The organism is Streptomyces sp. NPDC025784 (assembly GCF_055558435.1).
Genome location: NZ_JBVHMN010000010.1, coordinates 17,400 through 31,145, shown reverse-complemented (window position 1 = coordinate 31,145; position 13,746 = coordinate 17,400). Strand labels below are relative to the sequence as shown.

At 71.6% G+C, this 13,746-nt stretch carries 13 protein-coding genes and 1 pseudogene; 5 read left to right on the top strand and 9 right to left on the bottom strand.

The features are described from left to right. The first annotated feature begins 21 nt into the window (after positions 1–21). A complete protein-coding gene (locus tag ACZ4IF_RS22640) occupies positions 22–201 on the top strand; it encodes a cation-transporting P-type ATPase (RefSeq protein ID WP_467565402.1) in 180 nt (59 codons plus the stop codon). 39 nt (positions 202–240) lie between these two features. Continuing rightward, a pseudogene (locus ACZ4IF_RS22635) lies at positions 241–794 on the top strand (hypothetical protein); the annotation flags it as partial. 42 nt (positions 795–836) lie between these two features. Here ACZ4IF_RS22635 and ACZ4IF_RS22630 read toward each other — a convergent pair. The 3 genes from ACZ4IF_RS22630 to ACZ4IF_RS22620 all read right to left on the bottom strand — a co-directional run bounded on the left by ACZ4IF_RS22630 (position 837) and on the right by ACZ4IF_RS22620 (position 4,580). After that, positions 837–2,648: a phosphatidylglycerol lysyltransferase domain-containing protein gene (locus ACZ4IF_RS22630; RefSeq protein WP_467565400.1), complete on the bottom strand. Its 1,812-nt coding sequence runs from the start codon at positions 2,646–2,648 to the stop codon at positions 837–839. A gap of 302 nt (positions 2,649–2,950) precedes the next feature. Next, positions 2,951–3,292, bottom strand: a complete 342-nt coding sequence (locus ACZ4IF_RS22625; protein ID WP_467565398.1) for a hypothetical protein — start codon at positions 3,290–3,292, stop codon at positions 2,951–2,953. 208 nt (positions 3,293–3,500) lie between these two features. After that, positions 3,501–4,580: an NADH:flavin oxidoreductase/NADH oxidase gene (locus ACZ4IF_RS22620; RefSeq protein WP_467565396.1), complete on the bottom strand. Its 1,080-nt coding sequence runs from the start codon at positions 4,578–4,580 to the stop codon at positions 3,501–3,503. Between the two features lie 143 nt (positions 4,581–4,723). Here ACZ4IF_RS22620 and ACZ4IF_RS22615 point away from each other — a divergent pair, with 143 nt between their 5' ends. Further along, a complete protein-coding gene (locus ACZ4IF_RS22615) occupies positions 4,724–5,080 on the top strand; it encodes an ArsR/SmtB family transcription factor (protein ID WP_359490145.1) in 357 nt (118 codons plus the stop codon). A 127-nt stretch (positions 5,081–5,207) separates the two neighbouring features. On the opposite strand, the gene ACZ4IF_RS22610 is transcribed toward ACZ4IF_RS22615, so the two are convergent. Both ACZ4IF_RS22610 and ACZ4IF_RS22605 read right to left on the bottom strand, forming a co-directional pair. Then, complete coding sequence (locus tag ACZ4IF_RS22610) at positions 5,208–6,572, bottom strand: nucleobase:cation symporter-2 family protein (protein WP_467565394.1); 1,365 nt, start codon at positions 6,570–6,572, stop codon at positions 5,208–5,210. Between the two features lie 169 nt (positions 6,573–6,741). Further along, a complete protein-coding gene (locus tag ACZ4IF_RS22605) occupies positions 6,742–8,091 on the bottom strand; it encodes an FAD-dependent oxidoreductase (RefSeq protein ID WP_467565392.1) in 1,350 nt (449 codons plus the stop codon). Between the two features lie 159 nt (positions 8,092–8,250). Between ACZ4IF_RS22605 and ACZ4IF_RS22600 the strand changes: the two genes are divergently transcribed. Then, the gene (locus ACZ4IF_RS22600; RefSeq protein WP_467565390.1) at positions 8,251–8,826 is read left to right on the top strand and encodes a DUF6214 family protein; all 576 of its coding nucleotides are present in this window, start codon (positions 8,251–8,253) and stop codon (positions 8,824–8,826) included. 34 nt (positions 8,827–8,860) lie between these two features. Here the strand turns inward: ACZ4IF_RS22600 and ACZ4IF_RS22595 are convergent, their stop codons facing one another. Then, the gene (locus ACZ4IF_RS22595; RefSeq protein ID WP_467565388.1) at positions 8,861–9,565 is read right to left on the bottom strand and encodes a DUF305 domain-containing protein; all 705 of its coding nucleotides are present in this window, start codon (positions 9,563–9,565) and stop codon (positions 8,861–8,863) included. Between the two features lie 172 nt (positions 9,566–9,737). Between ACZ4IF_RS22595 and ACZ4IF_RS22590 the strand changes: the two genes are divergently transcribed. Then, the gene (locus ACZ4IF_RS22590; RefSeq protein ID WP_467565386.1) at positions 9,738–11,240 is read left to right on the top strand and encodes an LVIVD repeat-containing protein; all 1,503 of its coding nucleotides are present in this window, start codon (positions 9,738–9,740) and stop codon (positions 11,238–11,240) included. On the opposite strand, the gene ACZ4IF_RS22585 is transcribed toward ACZ4IF_RS22590, so the two are convergent. The 3 genes from ACZ4IF_RS22585 to ACZ4IF_RS22575 form a co-directional block, all read right to left on the bottom strand. Further along, positions 11,228–12,010 carry a TetR/AcrR family transcriptional regulator gene (locus ACZ4IF_RS22585; protein WP_467565384.1) on the bottom strand — a complete coding sequence of 261 codons (783 nt, stop codon included), beginning with the start codon at positions 12,008–12,010 and terminating at the stop codon, positions 11,228–11,230. The two genes, ACZ4IF_RS22590 and ACZ4IF_RS22585, sit on opposite strands and share 13 nt — an antisense overlap. 151 nt (positions 12,011–12,161) lie before the next feature. Then, the gene (locus tag ACZ4IF_RS22580; RefSeq protein ID WP_467566014.1) at positions 12,162–12,851 is read right to left on the bottom strand and encodes an HAD family hydrolase; all 690 of its coding nucleotides are present in this window, start codon (positions 12,849–12,851) and stop codon (positions 12,162–12,164) included. A 2-nt stretch (positions 12,852–12,853) separates the two neighbouring features. Further along, positions 12,854–13,603, bottom strand: a complete 750-nt coding sequence (locus ACZ4IF_RS22575) for a phosphatase PAP2 family protein (protein ID WP_467565382.1) — start codon at positions 13,601–13,603, stop codon at positions 12,854–12,856. Positions 13,604–13,746: the final 143 nt, after the last annotated feature.

The window sequence follows — 13,746 nt, the reverse complement described above, 5'->3', positions numbered from 1 at the left end:
CAGGACCGCGCGCGAGCCGGCGTGCCGTCCGCCACGGAGGCGTACGCGTCGGACAACCCCGCCGCGATGACCTCGCTCCAGCTGCTGCGACACCTGGACACCGGCCCGCGGGGGCCGACCGAGGCCGAGCCGCAGGAGCGGCTGGCCCGCTGGGGAGCGAACGAGGCTCCTGACGGGCGCGCGACGTCCTGGCCGCGCTAGTTCGTCCGCGGACGCGCGCCCCCTTCACCGCGCGCGGTCTCCGGCGGCGGGACCGCGGTCGTGCTCGCGACCGGGGCGAGGACCCGCCTCGCCTCGGCCTGGAACGGCTCGGCCGCCGCTCCCGCTCCCCGTCCGCCCAGCGCCTTCGAGCGCTCCGTGCGCGGTATCTCCTGGGTGCTCATACGGCTCATACGGCTCATACGGCTCATATGGTGCTGCTGCTCATGCTGCTCATGCTGCTCATGCTGCTCATGCTGCTCATGCTGCTCACGCCGCCGCTGGTGCTCATGGCGAACGCGGCGCTGCGCGGGCGAGGCGTGGAGACCCCGCCCTTCGCCGTCGCGGTGGCGGTCGGGCTCACCCCCGAGATGCTGCCCGTCGTCGTCACGTCCTGTCTGGCGCACGGCACTTCGGCGCTCGCCCGCACCCACCAGGTGATCGTCAAGCGGCTGCCCGCACTGCACGACCTCGGCGCGGTGGACGTGTTGCGCCTGGGCAAGACGGGCACCCTCACCCAGGACCGGCCCGCCGCCCACCGCGCGGTCGACGGGGACGGGCGGGACGCACCGGACGTCCTGCGCTGGGCCGGTGTCGGCAGGCGGTGCCGGAAGCGGCCCGGGCCGCCGACGGTCCGGCTACGCCCCGTCCGGCGCCGGAGGCGTCCGGCGCAGCGCACCGAAACCGGGCCGCGGCAGGGCGGGCGGGGCGAGAAAGCCTTCCGCGCGGGCGGCGGCGACGCCGATGCGTGGAAGGTCGCTGCTCTTCTCGAACAGCAGGTAGCGCGGTTCCCAGACGGGCCGGTACTTGGCGTTGGCACGGTAGAGGGATTCGAGCTGCCACCAGCGCGAGAGGAACGTCAGCAGCGAACACCACAGCCGCAGCACGGGTCCGGCGCCCAGCCGGCCGCCGCGCTCGAAGACGGACCGGAACATGGCGAAGTTCAGGGACACCCTGTTGACGCCGATCTCCTCGGCACGCAGCAGGAGTTCGATGACCATGAACTCCATGAGCCCGTTCTCGGAGTTGCGGTCGCGGCGCATCAGGTCCAGCGACAGCCCCCGCTCTCCCCACGGCACGAAGCTCAGTACGGCCCTGGGCTCGCCGTCGCCGTCGTGGCACTCCAGCATGACGCAGCGGCCGTCGGCCGGGTCGCCCAGCCGGCCGAGTGCCATGGAGAACCCGCGCTCGGTCTCGCCGTCGCGCCACCGGTCCGCCAGGTCGGTCAAGGCGGCCATCTCGGCCCGGGGGATCTCGGCGTGCCGGCGGATGCGCACGGTGTGGCCGGCGCGACGGACGCGGTTGTGCGCCTGCCGGACGCCCCGCATCGCGCGCCCTTCCAGGGTGAAGTCGGCGCGGTCCACGATCGCTTCGTCGCCGAGTTCCAGGGCGTCAAGACCGTGCCGGGCGTAGATGGTGCCGGCTTCCTCGCTCGCCCCCATCACCGCGGGCGTCCACGCGTGACGGCGCGCCTCGCGCAGCCAGGCGTCGATCGCGCCGGGCCAGGCCTCGGGATCCCCGATCGGGTCACCGGAGGCCAGCGTCACGCCGCCGACGACCCGGTAGGCGATCGCCGCCTTGCCGGTCGGCGACCACACGACCGACTTGTCGCGGCGCAGCGCGAAGTACCCCAGTGAGTCCCGTTCGCCGTGCCTGACGAGCAACTCCCGCAGGCGGTCCTCGTCGGGCGCGCCGAGGAGTTCACGGCCGCGCGGCGAGCGGAAGCAGGCGTAGAGCACGAGGAGGAAGGTCACGGCCATCATGACGTTGATCATGACGTCCACCCAGCGGGGCGCCGCGACGCTGTCGAAGCGGTCGGCGAGCGGTCCGACGCTGACGCCGCGCAGCAGGGTGTACGCGACGCGATCGCTGAGGGGTGTCCCGGTGACCCGGTTGGTGGCGCTCACCAGCAGAGTGCCGAGGGCGGCGCCGACGAGCAGGCCGCCGGTGCCGACGGCCACCGCCAGCCTGGGGTTGGAACGGTCGCCGACGGCGTGGAACTCCTTGCGTCCCACCAGCAGGGCGACGACGAAGAGTCCGGTGAGCAGGGTGGAGAGCCAGTTGAAGCCGTGCCGCTGGTACCGGTCCTGGGTCAGTGCGGCGGCGTAGAGCACGAAGAGCGGGCCGGCCAGCAGCATGTTGAAGATCCACGCCGCCCGTTTGCGGCGCCGCATCACCACGGCGAGGAACAGGGCCAGCGCCGCCGAGACCAGTCCCGCGGTGGCGAGGTACGGGGTGAAGTACTGGCCTGCGTTGTGCTCGATCACCTCCTGGCGGAAGGTCAGCGACACCACCGCGACCAGATTGAGCGCCGCGAGCAGGCGCAGGTAGCAGACGGCGAGGGTCGCCGCCCGCGGTCGTGCGGCGGCGGCCCGCTGCTCCGGCGGGTGGGCCGGGCGTGACCTCGTGTTCCGTCGTTCCGGGACGAGCACTGACTGTTGTACGGACACCGTGGAGCAACACCTTGGGGAGAGGCCGGGGCGAACCGGTGGGGACTGTGGCCGGGGGAGCGCAGTGGGGGCTGCGGCCGGGAGCCCTACATGGTGTAGGGAAAAGATCGGTCATGGAGAGGTGAAGAGGTAAGGAGGCGGTGAGAATCGCCCCGTCGCCCCGTCGCCCCGTCGCCCCGTCGCCCCGTCGCCCCGTCGCCCCGTCGCCCCGTCGCCCCGTCGCCTCGCCGGACCGTGGCCGGGTTCCGGACAGCCCCTCGCGCGTCCCCGCCCGGTCGCGGCCCCCGGTCCCTCCGGTGCCGCTACTTCTTCGTCCTCTCCGGTGCCCGCAGCCAATCGGAGCGGCCCGGCCGCGGGTGGCTCAGGGCCCGGGGCGGGCACGGCTCGGCGCTCTCACCGGCGGGGCGGTTGCGTGTCGTCGCCCACCACAGGAGGTCACCCATGGCGGCGCCGGCCGTGACCACGGCCAGGATGACACCCGCCATGGTCAGCCCGTCGTCCAGGTGCGGGCGCCCGTGGAGGGCGTGCAGATCGAACCCGCACAGGTGGTACACGCCCACCGCGGCGATCCCGAGACTCGGTACCAGCAGGGCCAGCACGGACATCGGCCCGCGGCCCGCGCGCCCGTCGTGGCGTTCCTTCAAGGGGTCCCCCGTCGCGTATGAGCCGGTTCACCACCGGGACCCTACTTCACGTAGGGTCCGATCGATCCTGGGGTGACGTCTTCCCTCTCATCGACCGGTGGGGAGCGGTCCTCAGTTCCCGTCCTGGGTGGGTGTCCTGGGTCACAGGTCCATCGATGCCCGGCCGGACGCGGGTGCGGCCGGCGCCGGCCGCACCCCAAGGCGGGGCCTACACGGACCGGTGGTACTGGTCCGGCACGTGCACCTCGCCCCCCAGCTCCCGTGCGGCGAGCCGCGCGAAGGACGGGTTGCGCAGCAGCTCGCGGCCCAGCAGCACCGCGTCGGCCTCCCCATTGGTGAGGATCTTCTCGGCCTGCTCGATCTCGGTGATGAGACCGACGGCGGCGACGGGCAGGGAGGTCTCGTTCTTCACGCGGGCGGCGAAGGGGACCTGGTAGCCGGGCTCGACGGGGATGCGGACGCCGGAGGCGTTGCCGCCGGTCGACACGTCGAGCAGGTCCACGCCGTGCTCGTGCAGCTGGGCGGCGAAGCGGACGGTGTCGTCGGTGCTCCAGCCGTCCGCCTCCAGCCAGTCGGTGGCGGAGATGCGGAAGAACAGGGGCTTGCTCTCGGGCCAGACCTCGCGCACGGCGTCCACGACGTCGAGGGCGAAGCGGGTGCGGTTCTCGTACGAGCCGCCGTACGCGTCCGTGCGGTGGTTGGAGTGCGGGGACAGGAACTCGTTCAGCAGGTAGCCGTGGGCGCCGTGGATCTCGACGACCTCGAAACCGGCGTCGAGGGCGCGGCGGGCCGCGTCGGCGAACTGTCCGACGATCTCCTGGATCTCGTGGACGGTCAGCTCGGCCGGGACCGGGTGGCCTTCGTCGAAGGGGAGTGGGCTGGGGGCGAGCGGCTGCCAGGCGAGGGTGCCGGGGGCGAGGGGCGCGCCGCCCTTCCATGGGCGCTCGGTGGCCGCCTTGCGCCCGGCATGGGCGAGCTGGATCGCCGGCACGGTGCCTTGCGCGGACAGGAAGCCGGTGATGCGGCGGAACGCCTCGACCTGCGCGTCGTTCCAGATGCCGAGGTCGTACGGCGAGATCCGGCCCTCGGGGGAGACGGCGGTCGCCTCGACGATGATGAGCCCGGTGCCGCCGGTGGCCCGCGCCGCGTAGTGGGCGAAGTGCCAGTCGTGGGGGACGCCCGCGGCGGCTCCTTCGGGTGCGGCGGAGTACTGGCACATGGGCGGCATCCACACCCGGTTGGGGATGGTGAGCTCGCGCAGGACGTACGGCTCGAAGAGAGCGCTCACAGCGGACTCCATTCGTCACGGGACCGGTGTACGGCTCGTACGATAGGCATCGTAGTACGGGAGATGTCAAACTACGAGAGATCTCGTACAATTCCTCAAGGGCGACAGCCCCGGAGGAAGTTCCCGGACGAAGTGGAGCCGCCGTGACGACCGCCGCCCGTACCAACGGCAGCCGCGACCTGCCGCACCCCGCACTCGAGGAGATCCGCCTGGAGTCGGTGCTGCACGCCCTCTCCGATTCCATGCGGCTCCAGGTCGTGCGAGAGCTCGCCGCCGACGGCGACGAGCTCTCCTGTTCGCATTTCGACCTGCCGGTCACCAAGTCCACCACCACGCACCACTTCCGTGTACTGCGCGAGAGCGGGGTGATCCGGCAGGTCTACCGGGGCACGGCGAAGATGAACGGCCTGCGCCGGGACGATCTGGACGACCTCTTTCCCGGGCTCCTCGACAGCGTCCTCGCGGCAGCGGCCCGTCAGGCCGACCGGCTCGGCGGCTGAGGCGCCGAGATCCCAGGTGGCCGGACGGCTGAGACGCCGGGATCCCGGGTGGCCTTGACGGCTGCGGCCCCGCGTCCCCCATCGTCCACCCGTCGGCCGGCCGGCCGTCGTCCGCCGGTGTCGGCCGCTACGCCTCCGCCGTCACCGAAGGAGGCGTGGGCCCGGCGGTGTCCCCGGCCGAATCCGCCGTGCCCGGCAGGTGGTTGAAGAGCAGGTTCAGGGCGATCGCGGTCAGGCACCCCGCGCTGATCCCGCTGTTCATCACCGTCTGGAACCAGTCCGGGAACTTCTCGTACACCGTCGGCACTCCGACCGGCAGCATGCCCACGGCGACCGAGACGGCCACCACCGTCAGGTTGTTGTTGCCCTTGAAGTCCACCTCGGCGAGGGTGCGCAGGCCGCTCGCGGCGACCGTTCCGAACATCACCAGGCCCGCGCCGCCCAGCACGGGCGCCGGGATCGCGGCGACGATCGCGCCCAGCTTGGGAAGCAGGCCCAGCAGCACGAGGATGCCGCCCGCGGCGGCGACCACCCAGCGGCTGCGCACGCGCGTCATCCCGACCAGGCCGACGTTCTGCGCGAACGCCGTGTAGGGGAAGGTGTTGAACACACCGCCCAGGACGGTCGACAGGCCGTCCGCGCGCAGGCCGTCGGCGAGCGTGCGCGGCTCGACGGGACGGTCGGTCATCTGGCCCACCGCGATGAAGTCACCGGTGGTCTCGGTCATCGTGACGAGGGCGACGACCAGCATCGACACGATCGCGGAGACGTGGAACGTCGGCGTGCCGAAGTGGAACGGCGTGCTGATCCCGACCCAGTCGGCGTCCCCGACCCCGTCGAAGTCCGTGAATCCGAAGGGGATGGCGACCGCGAGGCCCACGGCGATGCCGATCAGTACCGCGATGCGGCCGAGGAAGGCCGGCGCGAACCGTTGCACGGCCAGCACCACGGCCAGGACGAAGCCCGCGAGCGCCAGGTTCCTCGGCGCGCCGAAGTCCTCCGCGCCCACTCCGCCGGCCGCCCAGTTCCCGGCGACCGGCAGCAAGGAGACGCCGATGATGAGGATGACCGTGCCCGTGACCAGGGGAGGGAAGAACCGCAGCAGTCTGCCGAAGACCGGGGCGAGCAGGACTATGGCGAGACCCGCCACGATCACCGACCCGTAGATCGCGCGCAGTCCGCCGCCGGTCGTCCCGATCAGCACCATCGGCGACACCGCGGCGAAGGTGCACCCCTGCATGATCGGCAGGCGTACCCCGAAGCGCCAGAAGCCCACGCACTGGATGAGTGTGGCGATGCCGCACACCAGCAGGTCGGCGGTGATCAGATACGCCAGATCCGCGGGCGACAGCTTGAGCGCGCCACCGACGATCAGCGGGACGGCCACCGCGCCCGCGTACATCGCGAGCACGTGCTGGAGCCCGAAGGCCGCGAGTTGGCGTACGGGTGGAACCTCGTCGACGGGATGCACGGGAGCAGCGGTGGTGGCCATGGGCACTCCAGGAGCGGCGGGAAGCGGGTGGAGGTGAAGACGGGTGAACAGCCCCCGACCGTAAGCGGCTTGAACAGTTTGTTGATTTCCGGGCTGTTGCCGATGTGTGTCATGCCCACGGAAGCCGTGGCGACTCCACCGCGCCCCGCCGTACGCGCCGACGCACCCGTCACGAACCCGCCGCACGCGCCGCCGCCAGCAGTGACGTCCAATCGGGCAGCTTCACCACGCCCCGGCCGAGCGAGGCGCCGAGTTCCGCCTCGGCCCGCTCGATCGCCTGCCACCCGGCCCACTCGACCGGCCGTACGCCCTCCGCCCGCAGCGCCGCGAGGGGATCCCCTGCGACGTCGCGCCGCACGAGGGTGTCCGCGTCCTCCAGCAGTGAGGTCACCGTCTCCTTGGCGCACGGCCGGTTGGTCCCGATGACGCCCGTGGGGCCGCGCTTGATCCAGCCCGCCACGTACTCGCCCGGAGCGATCGCGTCGTCCCGCAGGATCCGGCCCGCCCGGTGCGGCACCGTGCCCTGTCCGGCGTCGAAGGGGAGCCCGTCGAGAGGCACTCCGCGATAGCCGACCGAACGCAGCACCAGCTGGGCCTCGATGTCCTCGAACCGCCCCGTGCCCGTCACACCGCCCTGCCCGTCCGGCACGGTCCGCTCGAAGCGCACCGCTCCCACCCGCCCGCCGTCGGCGAGCAGTTCGACGGGGCGCAGGAAGAACCGCGGCCGGATCCGTCGCGGGCGGCCCTGCGCCGGCGCGTCGGCCCAGCCCCGCAGCACCTCCACGTTGCGCCGCTGCGCGGCCGGCAGGCCCGACGGATCCAGGTAGGCCGGGTCGAGCTCCAACTCGTACGGATGTACGACGATTTCGGTGTCGGGCAGGGATCCCAGCTCACGCAGTTCCTTGGTGGTGAAGCGGGCCTGGGAGGGGCCGCGCCGTCCCACCATGCTGATCTCCGTCACCTTGCTGGCGGCCAGTGCGGCGAGCGCCGCCTGAGGCATGTCCGTGGGGCTCAGCTCGGCCGCGCCGCGGGCCAGGATCCGGGCCACGTCCACGGCCACGTTCCCGACGCCGATGACCACGGCCGAGCGCACACCGAGCACGAACTCCTCCGCGGCGGCGTCGGGGTGCGCGCTGTACCAGGAGACGAACTCGGTGGCCGACCAGCTGCCGGGCAGGTCCTCGCCGGGCACGCCGAGATGACGGTCGGTGGCGGCGCCCACGCAGTAGACGACCGCGTGGTAGAGGTCCCGCAGACGGGCGACCGGCACCCCGTCCGGACCGACCTGGACGCCGCCCAGGAACCGCACCCGCTCGTCCTCCAGGACGGCCCGCAGGTTGTTCTGGAGCGATTTGATCTTCTCGTGGTCGGGGGCCACCCCGTAGCGCACCAGGCCGTAGGGGCACGGCAGCCGGTCCAGGACGTCCACCCGGACATCGGGCACCTGGCTCTGCTGGAGGAGGCTCTGGGCGGTGTAGACCCCGCTGGGCCCCGAGCCGACGACGGCGACATGCAGCACGGCGGAACTCCTTAACCGAGGGTTCTGGAAGAACGCTGACAGGAGATCGCTGACGGTTCCAGGATCGCACCGCCGATGCTCGGCTGACAGGGTGCGGCGCGTGTCGCGTCCGTGCGTGTCCGTTCGAATCGCATGTGATCATGCGGTTACGTTCCGCATGTGCTGGAAGCATCCTTTCTCGATCTGAACGGCCGCTGCCGTGCGGACGGCGTGGCGTCGGTGTGGCCCGCCTGGCAGGTGCGTGACCACCGGACCGCCACCTCGTGGTTCGACGTCCGGCTGGTCTTCGCCGACGGTGCCCAGGTCGAGGTCCTCGCCGTGCTGTCCGGGGCCGGGGTGACGATCGAGGACGTACGGGCCCAGCCGCCGCTCTCCCTGGACGATCTCGCGGTGCTCTCCGACTGGATCGAGGCGCCGCTCTTCGAGGCGTGCGGTGCCGCGGCCCGGCCCGTGGGGCAGCGTGCGGGCGCGCACGGCGACGAGGGGGCCGGCGCGCACGGCGACGAGGACGAGGGCGGGCGGTCGGGGCCGACGCGCCGGGCCCGGCGTGCCTGGCCGCGTGGCACCGAGGGCCGCAGGCTGGCGGCGGAGGAGTACCGCGCCGCCCAGCAGGACGGCCAGGACCCGGTGCTGGCGGTCATGTGCGCCACCGGTCACAGCCGGCGCAAGGCGCTGCGGCTCATCGCGAGGGCGCGGGAGGCCGGCTTCCTGACCGCTCGTCACGCACGGCGCTGAGCACGCGGATCGAGCGACGCCCGCCGGGGCCCGTTCACTGAAGTGCGCGCATCTTGCTCATCTCGCTGGTCTGCTGCGCGATCACGTCGTCGGCCATCTCCTCGATCTGGATGTTGTTGCCCTCGGACTTCACGTCCGTGGCCATGGTGACCGCCCCGTCGTGATGCGTGATCATCAGCTTCAGGAAGAGCTCGTCGAACGCCTTCCCCTTCGCCGCGCGCAACGCCTTGAGCTGGGCCTCCGTCGCCATGCCGGGCATCGTCGCGTGCTCGTGCTCCGTGACCGCCCGCTTGCCGCCGTGCGTCTTGAGCCAGCTGTTCATGGTGGAGATCTCCGGGCCCTGCGCGGCGGCGATCCGTGCGGCGAGCCGCTTCACCTTGCCGGACTCCGCCTGCTTGGGGGCGAGTTCGGTCATCTCCAGCGCCTGGGTGTGGTGGACGATCATCATCCGGGCATAGGTGAAGTCGGCCGAGTTGGGGGAGTCGTCGTCGCTCCGCTGCTTCGCGGCCTCTTCGGCGGACAGTGTCTCGGCCGCCTCCCCGGGCTTGCCCGGTGCGATGACCGAGGGGCCCGGCGATGCTGCGGACTTGGCGCCGGAGTCCGAGTCGCAGCCGGTGAGCGCGAGTGCGGCCACGGTCAGCGACGCCGCGGCCAGCAGCACACGCGGCGTGGGTCTCGGGGACGCGCTGGACGTACGGCGAGCGAACACGGCGACCTCCTGCGGCTCATGAAGAGTCATGAAGCGATGGATACATCAGGGGTGTTGATGTCCGTCCTAGCACGCTTCCGAACGCGGCTGATCAAAAACATTCATTACGAGTACGTTGCCGTCTGTTGATCTCTGCATGGGTCGGACGATACTTCAGAGGTCCGTGATCCGTTCGACCTTGAACGGCACAAGGGAGGAAACAGTGACCCTGTTGAACGATCCCCGAACGCGGCACAGACGTCTGGGAGTTGCCGCCGCCGCGGTGGGACTCCTGGCCGCGCTGCTCACAGCCGGGCCGGCGGCCGCCACCCCCGATCCCGGGGACGGTCCCGCGGCACGGGAGAAGGTCTCCCGTAGCGACGCCGCCGATGCGAGGGCCGCGGTGGCGAGCGGGGAGATACCCGGCCAGGACGAGATCGTCCACTCCGACAACATCCAACATCTCGCCAACGTCCCCAAGGAGGCCTTCACCGGCCTCAATTCGGACCTCGCCTTCCAGGGCAAGTACGCGTTCGCCGGCAACTACGACGGCTTCCGCATCTTCGACATCAGCAACCCGAAGGCGCCCCGGACCGTCGCGCAGGTGCTCTGCCCCGGCTCGCAGAACGACGTGTCCGTCTCCGGCAACCTGCTCTTCCTGTCCACCGACTCCTCGCGCAGCGACAACTCCTGCAACAGCACGACGCAGCCCGCGACCGAGAAGTCGTCGTGGGAGGGCATGAAGGTCTTCGACATCAGCGACAAGGCGAACCCCAAGTACGTCGCCGCCGTCGAGACCGCGTGCGGTTCGCACACCCACTCGCTCGTGCCCGACGGCAAGAACGTCTACATCTACGTCTCCTCGTACTCGCCGAGCGCCACCTTCCCCGACTGCCAGCCGCCGCACGACGGCATCTCGGTCATCAAGGTGCCGCGGCACGCTCCCGAGAAGGCGGCGGTCGTCAACTTCCCGGTGCTGTTCCCGGGCGAGGGGCCGGACGGCGGCGGCAACCCGGGCGGGCCCACCAACCCGGGTGTCTCCAAGACCACCGGCTGCCACGACATCACGGTCCTGCCCTCCAAGGACCTCGCCGCGGGCGCCTGCATGGGTGACGGCATCCTGTTCTCCATCAAGGACCCGGCGCACCCGAAGGTCATCGACCAGGTCGAGGACAACGTGAACTTCGCGTTCTGGCACTCGGCGACCTTCAACCAGAAGGCCGACAAGGTCGTGTTCACCGACGAACTGGGCGGCGGCGGCGCGGCCACCTGCAACGCGGCGATCGGCCCGAACCGCGGAGCCGACGGCATCTACGACATCGTCGGCAAGGGCGACAAGCGCAAGCTCGTCTTCCGGAGCTACTACAAGATCCCCCGTCACCAGGCGGACACCGAGAACTGCGTGGCCCACAACGGCTCGCTGATCCCCGTCAAGGGCAAGGACCTCATGGTCCAGGCCTGGTACCAGGGCGGCGTCTCGGTCTGGGACTTCACCGACTCGTCGGCCCCGAAGGAGATCGCCTACTTCGAGCGCGGCCCGCTGTCCACCGACACGCTCCAGGTCGGCGGCTCGTGGTCGGCGTACTACTACAACGGCTACATCTACTCGAACGACATCGCCAAGGGCTTCGACGTCCTGAAGCTCGACGACCGGCGCACGGACCCGGCCAAGCGGGTCCGGCTGGGCGAGCTCAACGTCCAGACGCAGCCGGACTACTTCGACTGACCGTCCGCCCGGGCGTCCGCCTGCCGGTCCGAACGGCCCACCGGCTGTTCGTCCGTCAGGCGGTCCGGGCGGTCGCCGGCCGGGTCCTCCGGCCGGTCCGCGGCCTGCTCCTCGGGCTGCCGGCCGGTCGCGAAGAACCGTGACAGATCCGTCTCACACGTCCCGCCGGGCACCTCGGTCTCCGGCGGGACACCCATCTCCCAGTCGAGCCGGTACCGCTTGAACAACTCGGCCCGCAGCGTCGGTATCGGCATCGGAACACCCGGCACCAGGGCCGAGTACACCGCGCCCATCAGCAGCGCCCGCAGCATCGGGTAGTCGGTCGAGGTGTCCGGTGAGCCGTACCCGGCCATCGTGTCCCGCAGCAGTTGGGCGAGCCGCTGCTGCTCGGGACACTGCACGAAGCCCTCGGCCTGCAACAGGCCGGCCATGTGCTGGCGCATCAGGACGGGCTGGTCACGGGTGAGGCCGAGGATCGCGTCGATGGCCCGCGCCATCCGCTCCCGTCCGTCCTCGGTGCGCGGCTCGCTCTCCAGCCGCTCCTCCAGCGTGCGGTGCATCAGCCGGTGCACGGCGGACTGCAGGAGCTGGCGCTTCCCGGGGAAGTAGTACGACACGAGGCCGCGCGCCGATCCCGCGCGGTCCGCGATGTCCCCGAGCGTCGTCGCCTCGTAGCCGCGCTCACTCACCAACTCCACGGCTGCCTGCAGCAACCGCTCCCGGGAACGCCGCCGCAACTCTTCATTGACCGAGGCGCTGCGCGGGGACATGCTGTAACTCCTGCGTTGACTGGCTGCCAGCCAACTATACTCAACGCGTCCGGAGCAGACCCCTCGCGGGTCCACTCCGGCCTGCCGTCTGCCTCGGGTGACACGGGGGATCATCCGAGGCGGACTGGCGGGCGAACGGGTGATGTTGCGGTCAGCCGACCAGGCCGAGCACGGGACGCAGCCCCTCGGGGCGCCCGGCCACCGGCAGATGATCGACGAAGAACACCTCACAACCCAGGGTCGCCGCGCCCCCGTCGGCCCGCCGGTCGTCGCCCACCATCAAGGTGTCCTCCGGTGCGACACCCAGCGCGTCGCACGCGACCCCGAACAGCCGTGGATCGGGCTTCTGGATGCCGTGCTCGTACGAAAGCACGTACGTGCAGACGTACGGGTCGAGGCCGTGCTCCCGGAAGACGGGGCGCAGGTCCCAGCCGATGTTGCTGACCACACCGACCGCGACCCCGCTCTCGCGCAGCGCGGCCAGCACCTCGGCGGCGTCCGGGTAGGGATCCCAGGCGTCCGGCACCATGTGCCGCTCGTACAGGGCGTCGTGCAGACCGGGACCGGGCAGGGGCACCTGGCGGGAGACCGCCGTGTACGCGGCACGGTGCAGTTCGGCGCTCCGGTCGCGGGTACGCCACAACTCGTCGAGGCCCTCGGGCACGCGCCCCGGGCGTCCGCCGCCCGGCATCGCGCCCACCGCGTCCAGGGCCTGTGCCGCCGCGGTCAACTCGTCGTCGGGCAGGGTGAGTCCGACGTCGCGAAGCACCGCGCGCAGCCAGGAATCGGTCGATTCGGCGCGGAAGAGGGTTCCGGAGAAGTCGAAGAGCACACATTTGATCCTCATGGCGGAGATCCTTCGTGGCCCCGCCCGCGGGGGTCAAGAGTGCCCGGGCCGCGCCACCGCTCGTACGAGGCCACGGCGAGAGCGACCACCAGCGCGCCGATCAGCCAGCCGCCCAGGACGTCGGAGGGCCAGTGCACACCGAGCCAGATCCGGGTCCAGCCGACGCCCACGACGGTGACGGCGGCCAGGGCCAGCGCCGTGCGCCGCAGCCCGCGGCCCGCGCCGTACCGGTACAGCAGCCACAGCAGCAGCCCGCACACCACCGTGGCCGTGAGGGCGTGGCCGGACGGGAAGGCCGCGTAGTGGGCCCGGTCGACGGGGTCCCGCCAGACGGGGCGTTCGCGGCCGACCGCCCACTTCAGCGTCTGCTGCACCGCCGTGCCCAGCGCGCACGCGGCCGCCACCCACAGGGCGAGCCACCAGTCCCCGTGCTTCCACACCAGCCAGATCACCGCGACGGCGCACAGCGCGCGCATCGTCCACGGGTCCCACACCCAGTCCGTCAGGACCCGGAACACGCGGGTGAGGCCGGGTTCGTCGACGGCCCAGGTGTGCGTGGTGCGGGCGATGTCGCCGTCGAGGGCGGTCAGCGGGTGCCAGGCGAGCGCGACCAGCAGGACGAGCGCGAGGGACAGCACGGCCAGGATCACGGCGGCCGGCGCGACGCCGTGGAGACGCGGGCCGCGCGGGGCGGGGGCACGAGGGTCGGGTGCGTCCGGAGGAGGGGCGGCTGCCGGAGAGTGCATGGAGTGATCCTCGCCGACGCCCGGGGCGCCGGGCCAACACCCGCCCCGCGACGCACCGGACGCGCCTGGCGTGCGAGGGAGACCCTGGGCTGTCGGAAGGAACCCGCCGGGCTGTCCGCCGGGTGGCCCAGAGGTGCGTCGGA

What these genes read in the sequence shown, in the direction of transcription:
- ACZ4IF_RS22610 (WP_467565394.1), bottom strand. Translation starts at nt 6,572, where the DNA reads ATGGCCACCACCGCTGCTCCCGTGCATCCCGTCGACGAGGTTCCACCC.
- ACZ4IF_RS22595 (WP_467565388.1), bottom strand. Translation starts at nt 9,565, where the DNA reads ATGACTCTTCATGAGCCGCAGGAGGTCGCCGTGTTCGCTCGCCGTACG.
- ACZ4IF_RS22585 (WP_467565384.1), bottom strand. Translation starts at nt 12,010, where the DNA reads ATGTCCCCGCGCAGCGCCTCGGTCAATGAAGAGTTGCGGCGGCGTTCC.
- ACZ4IF_RS22575 (WP_467565382.1), bottom strand. Translation starts at nt 13,603, where the DNA reads ATGCACTCTCCGGCAGCCGCCCCTCCTCCGGACGCACCCGACCCTCGT.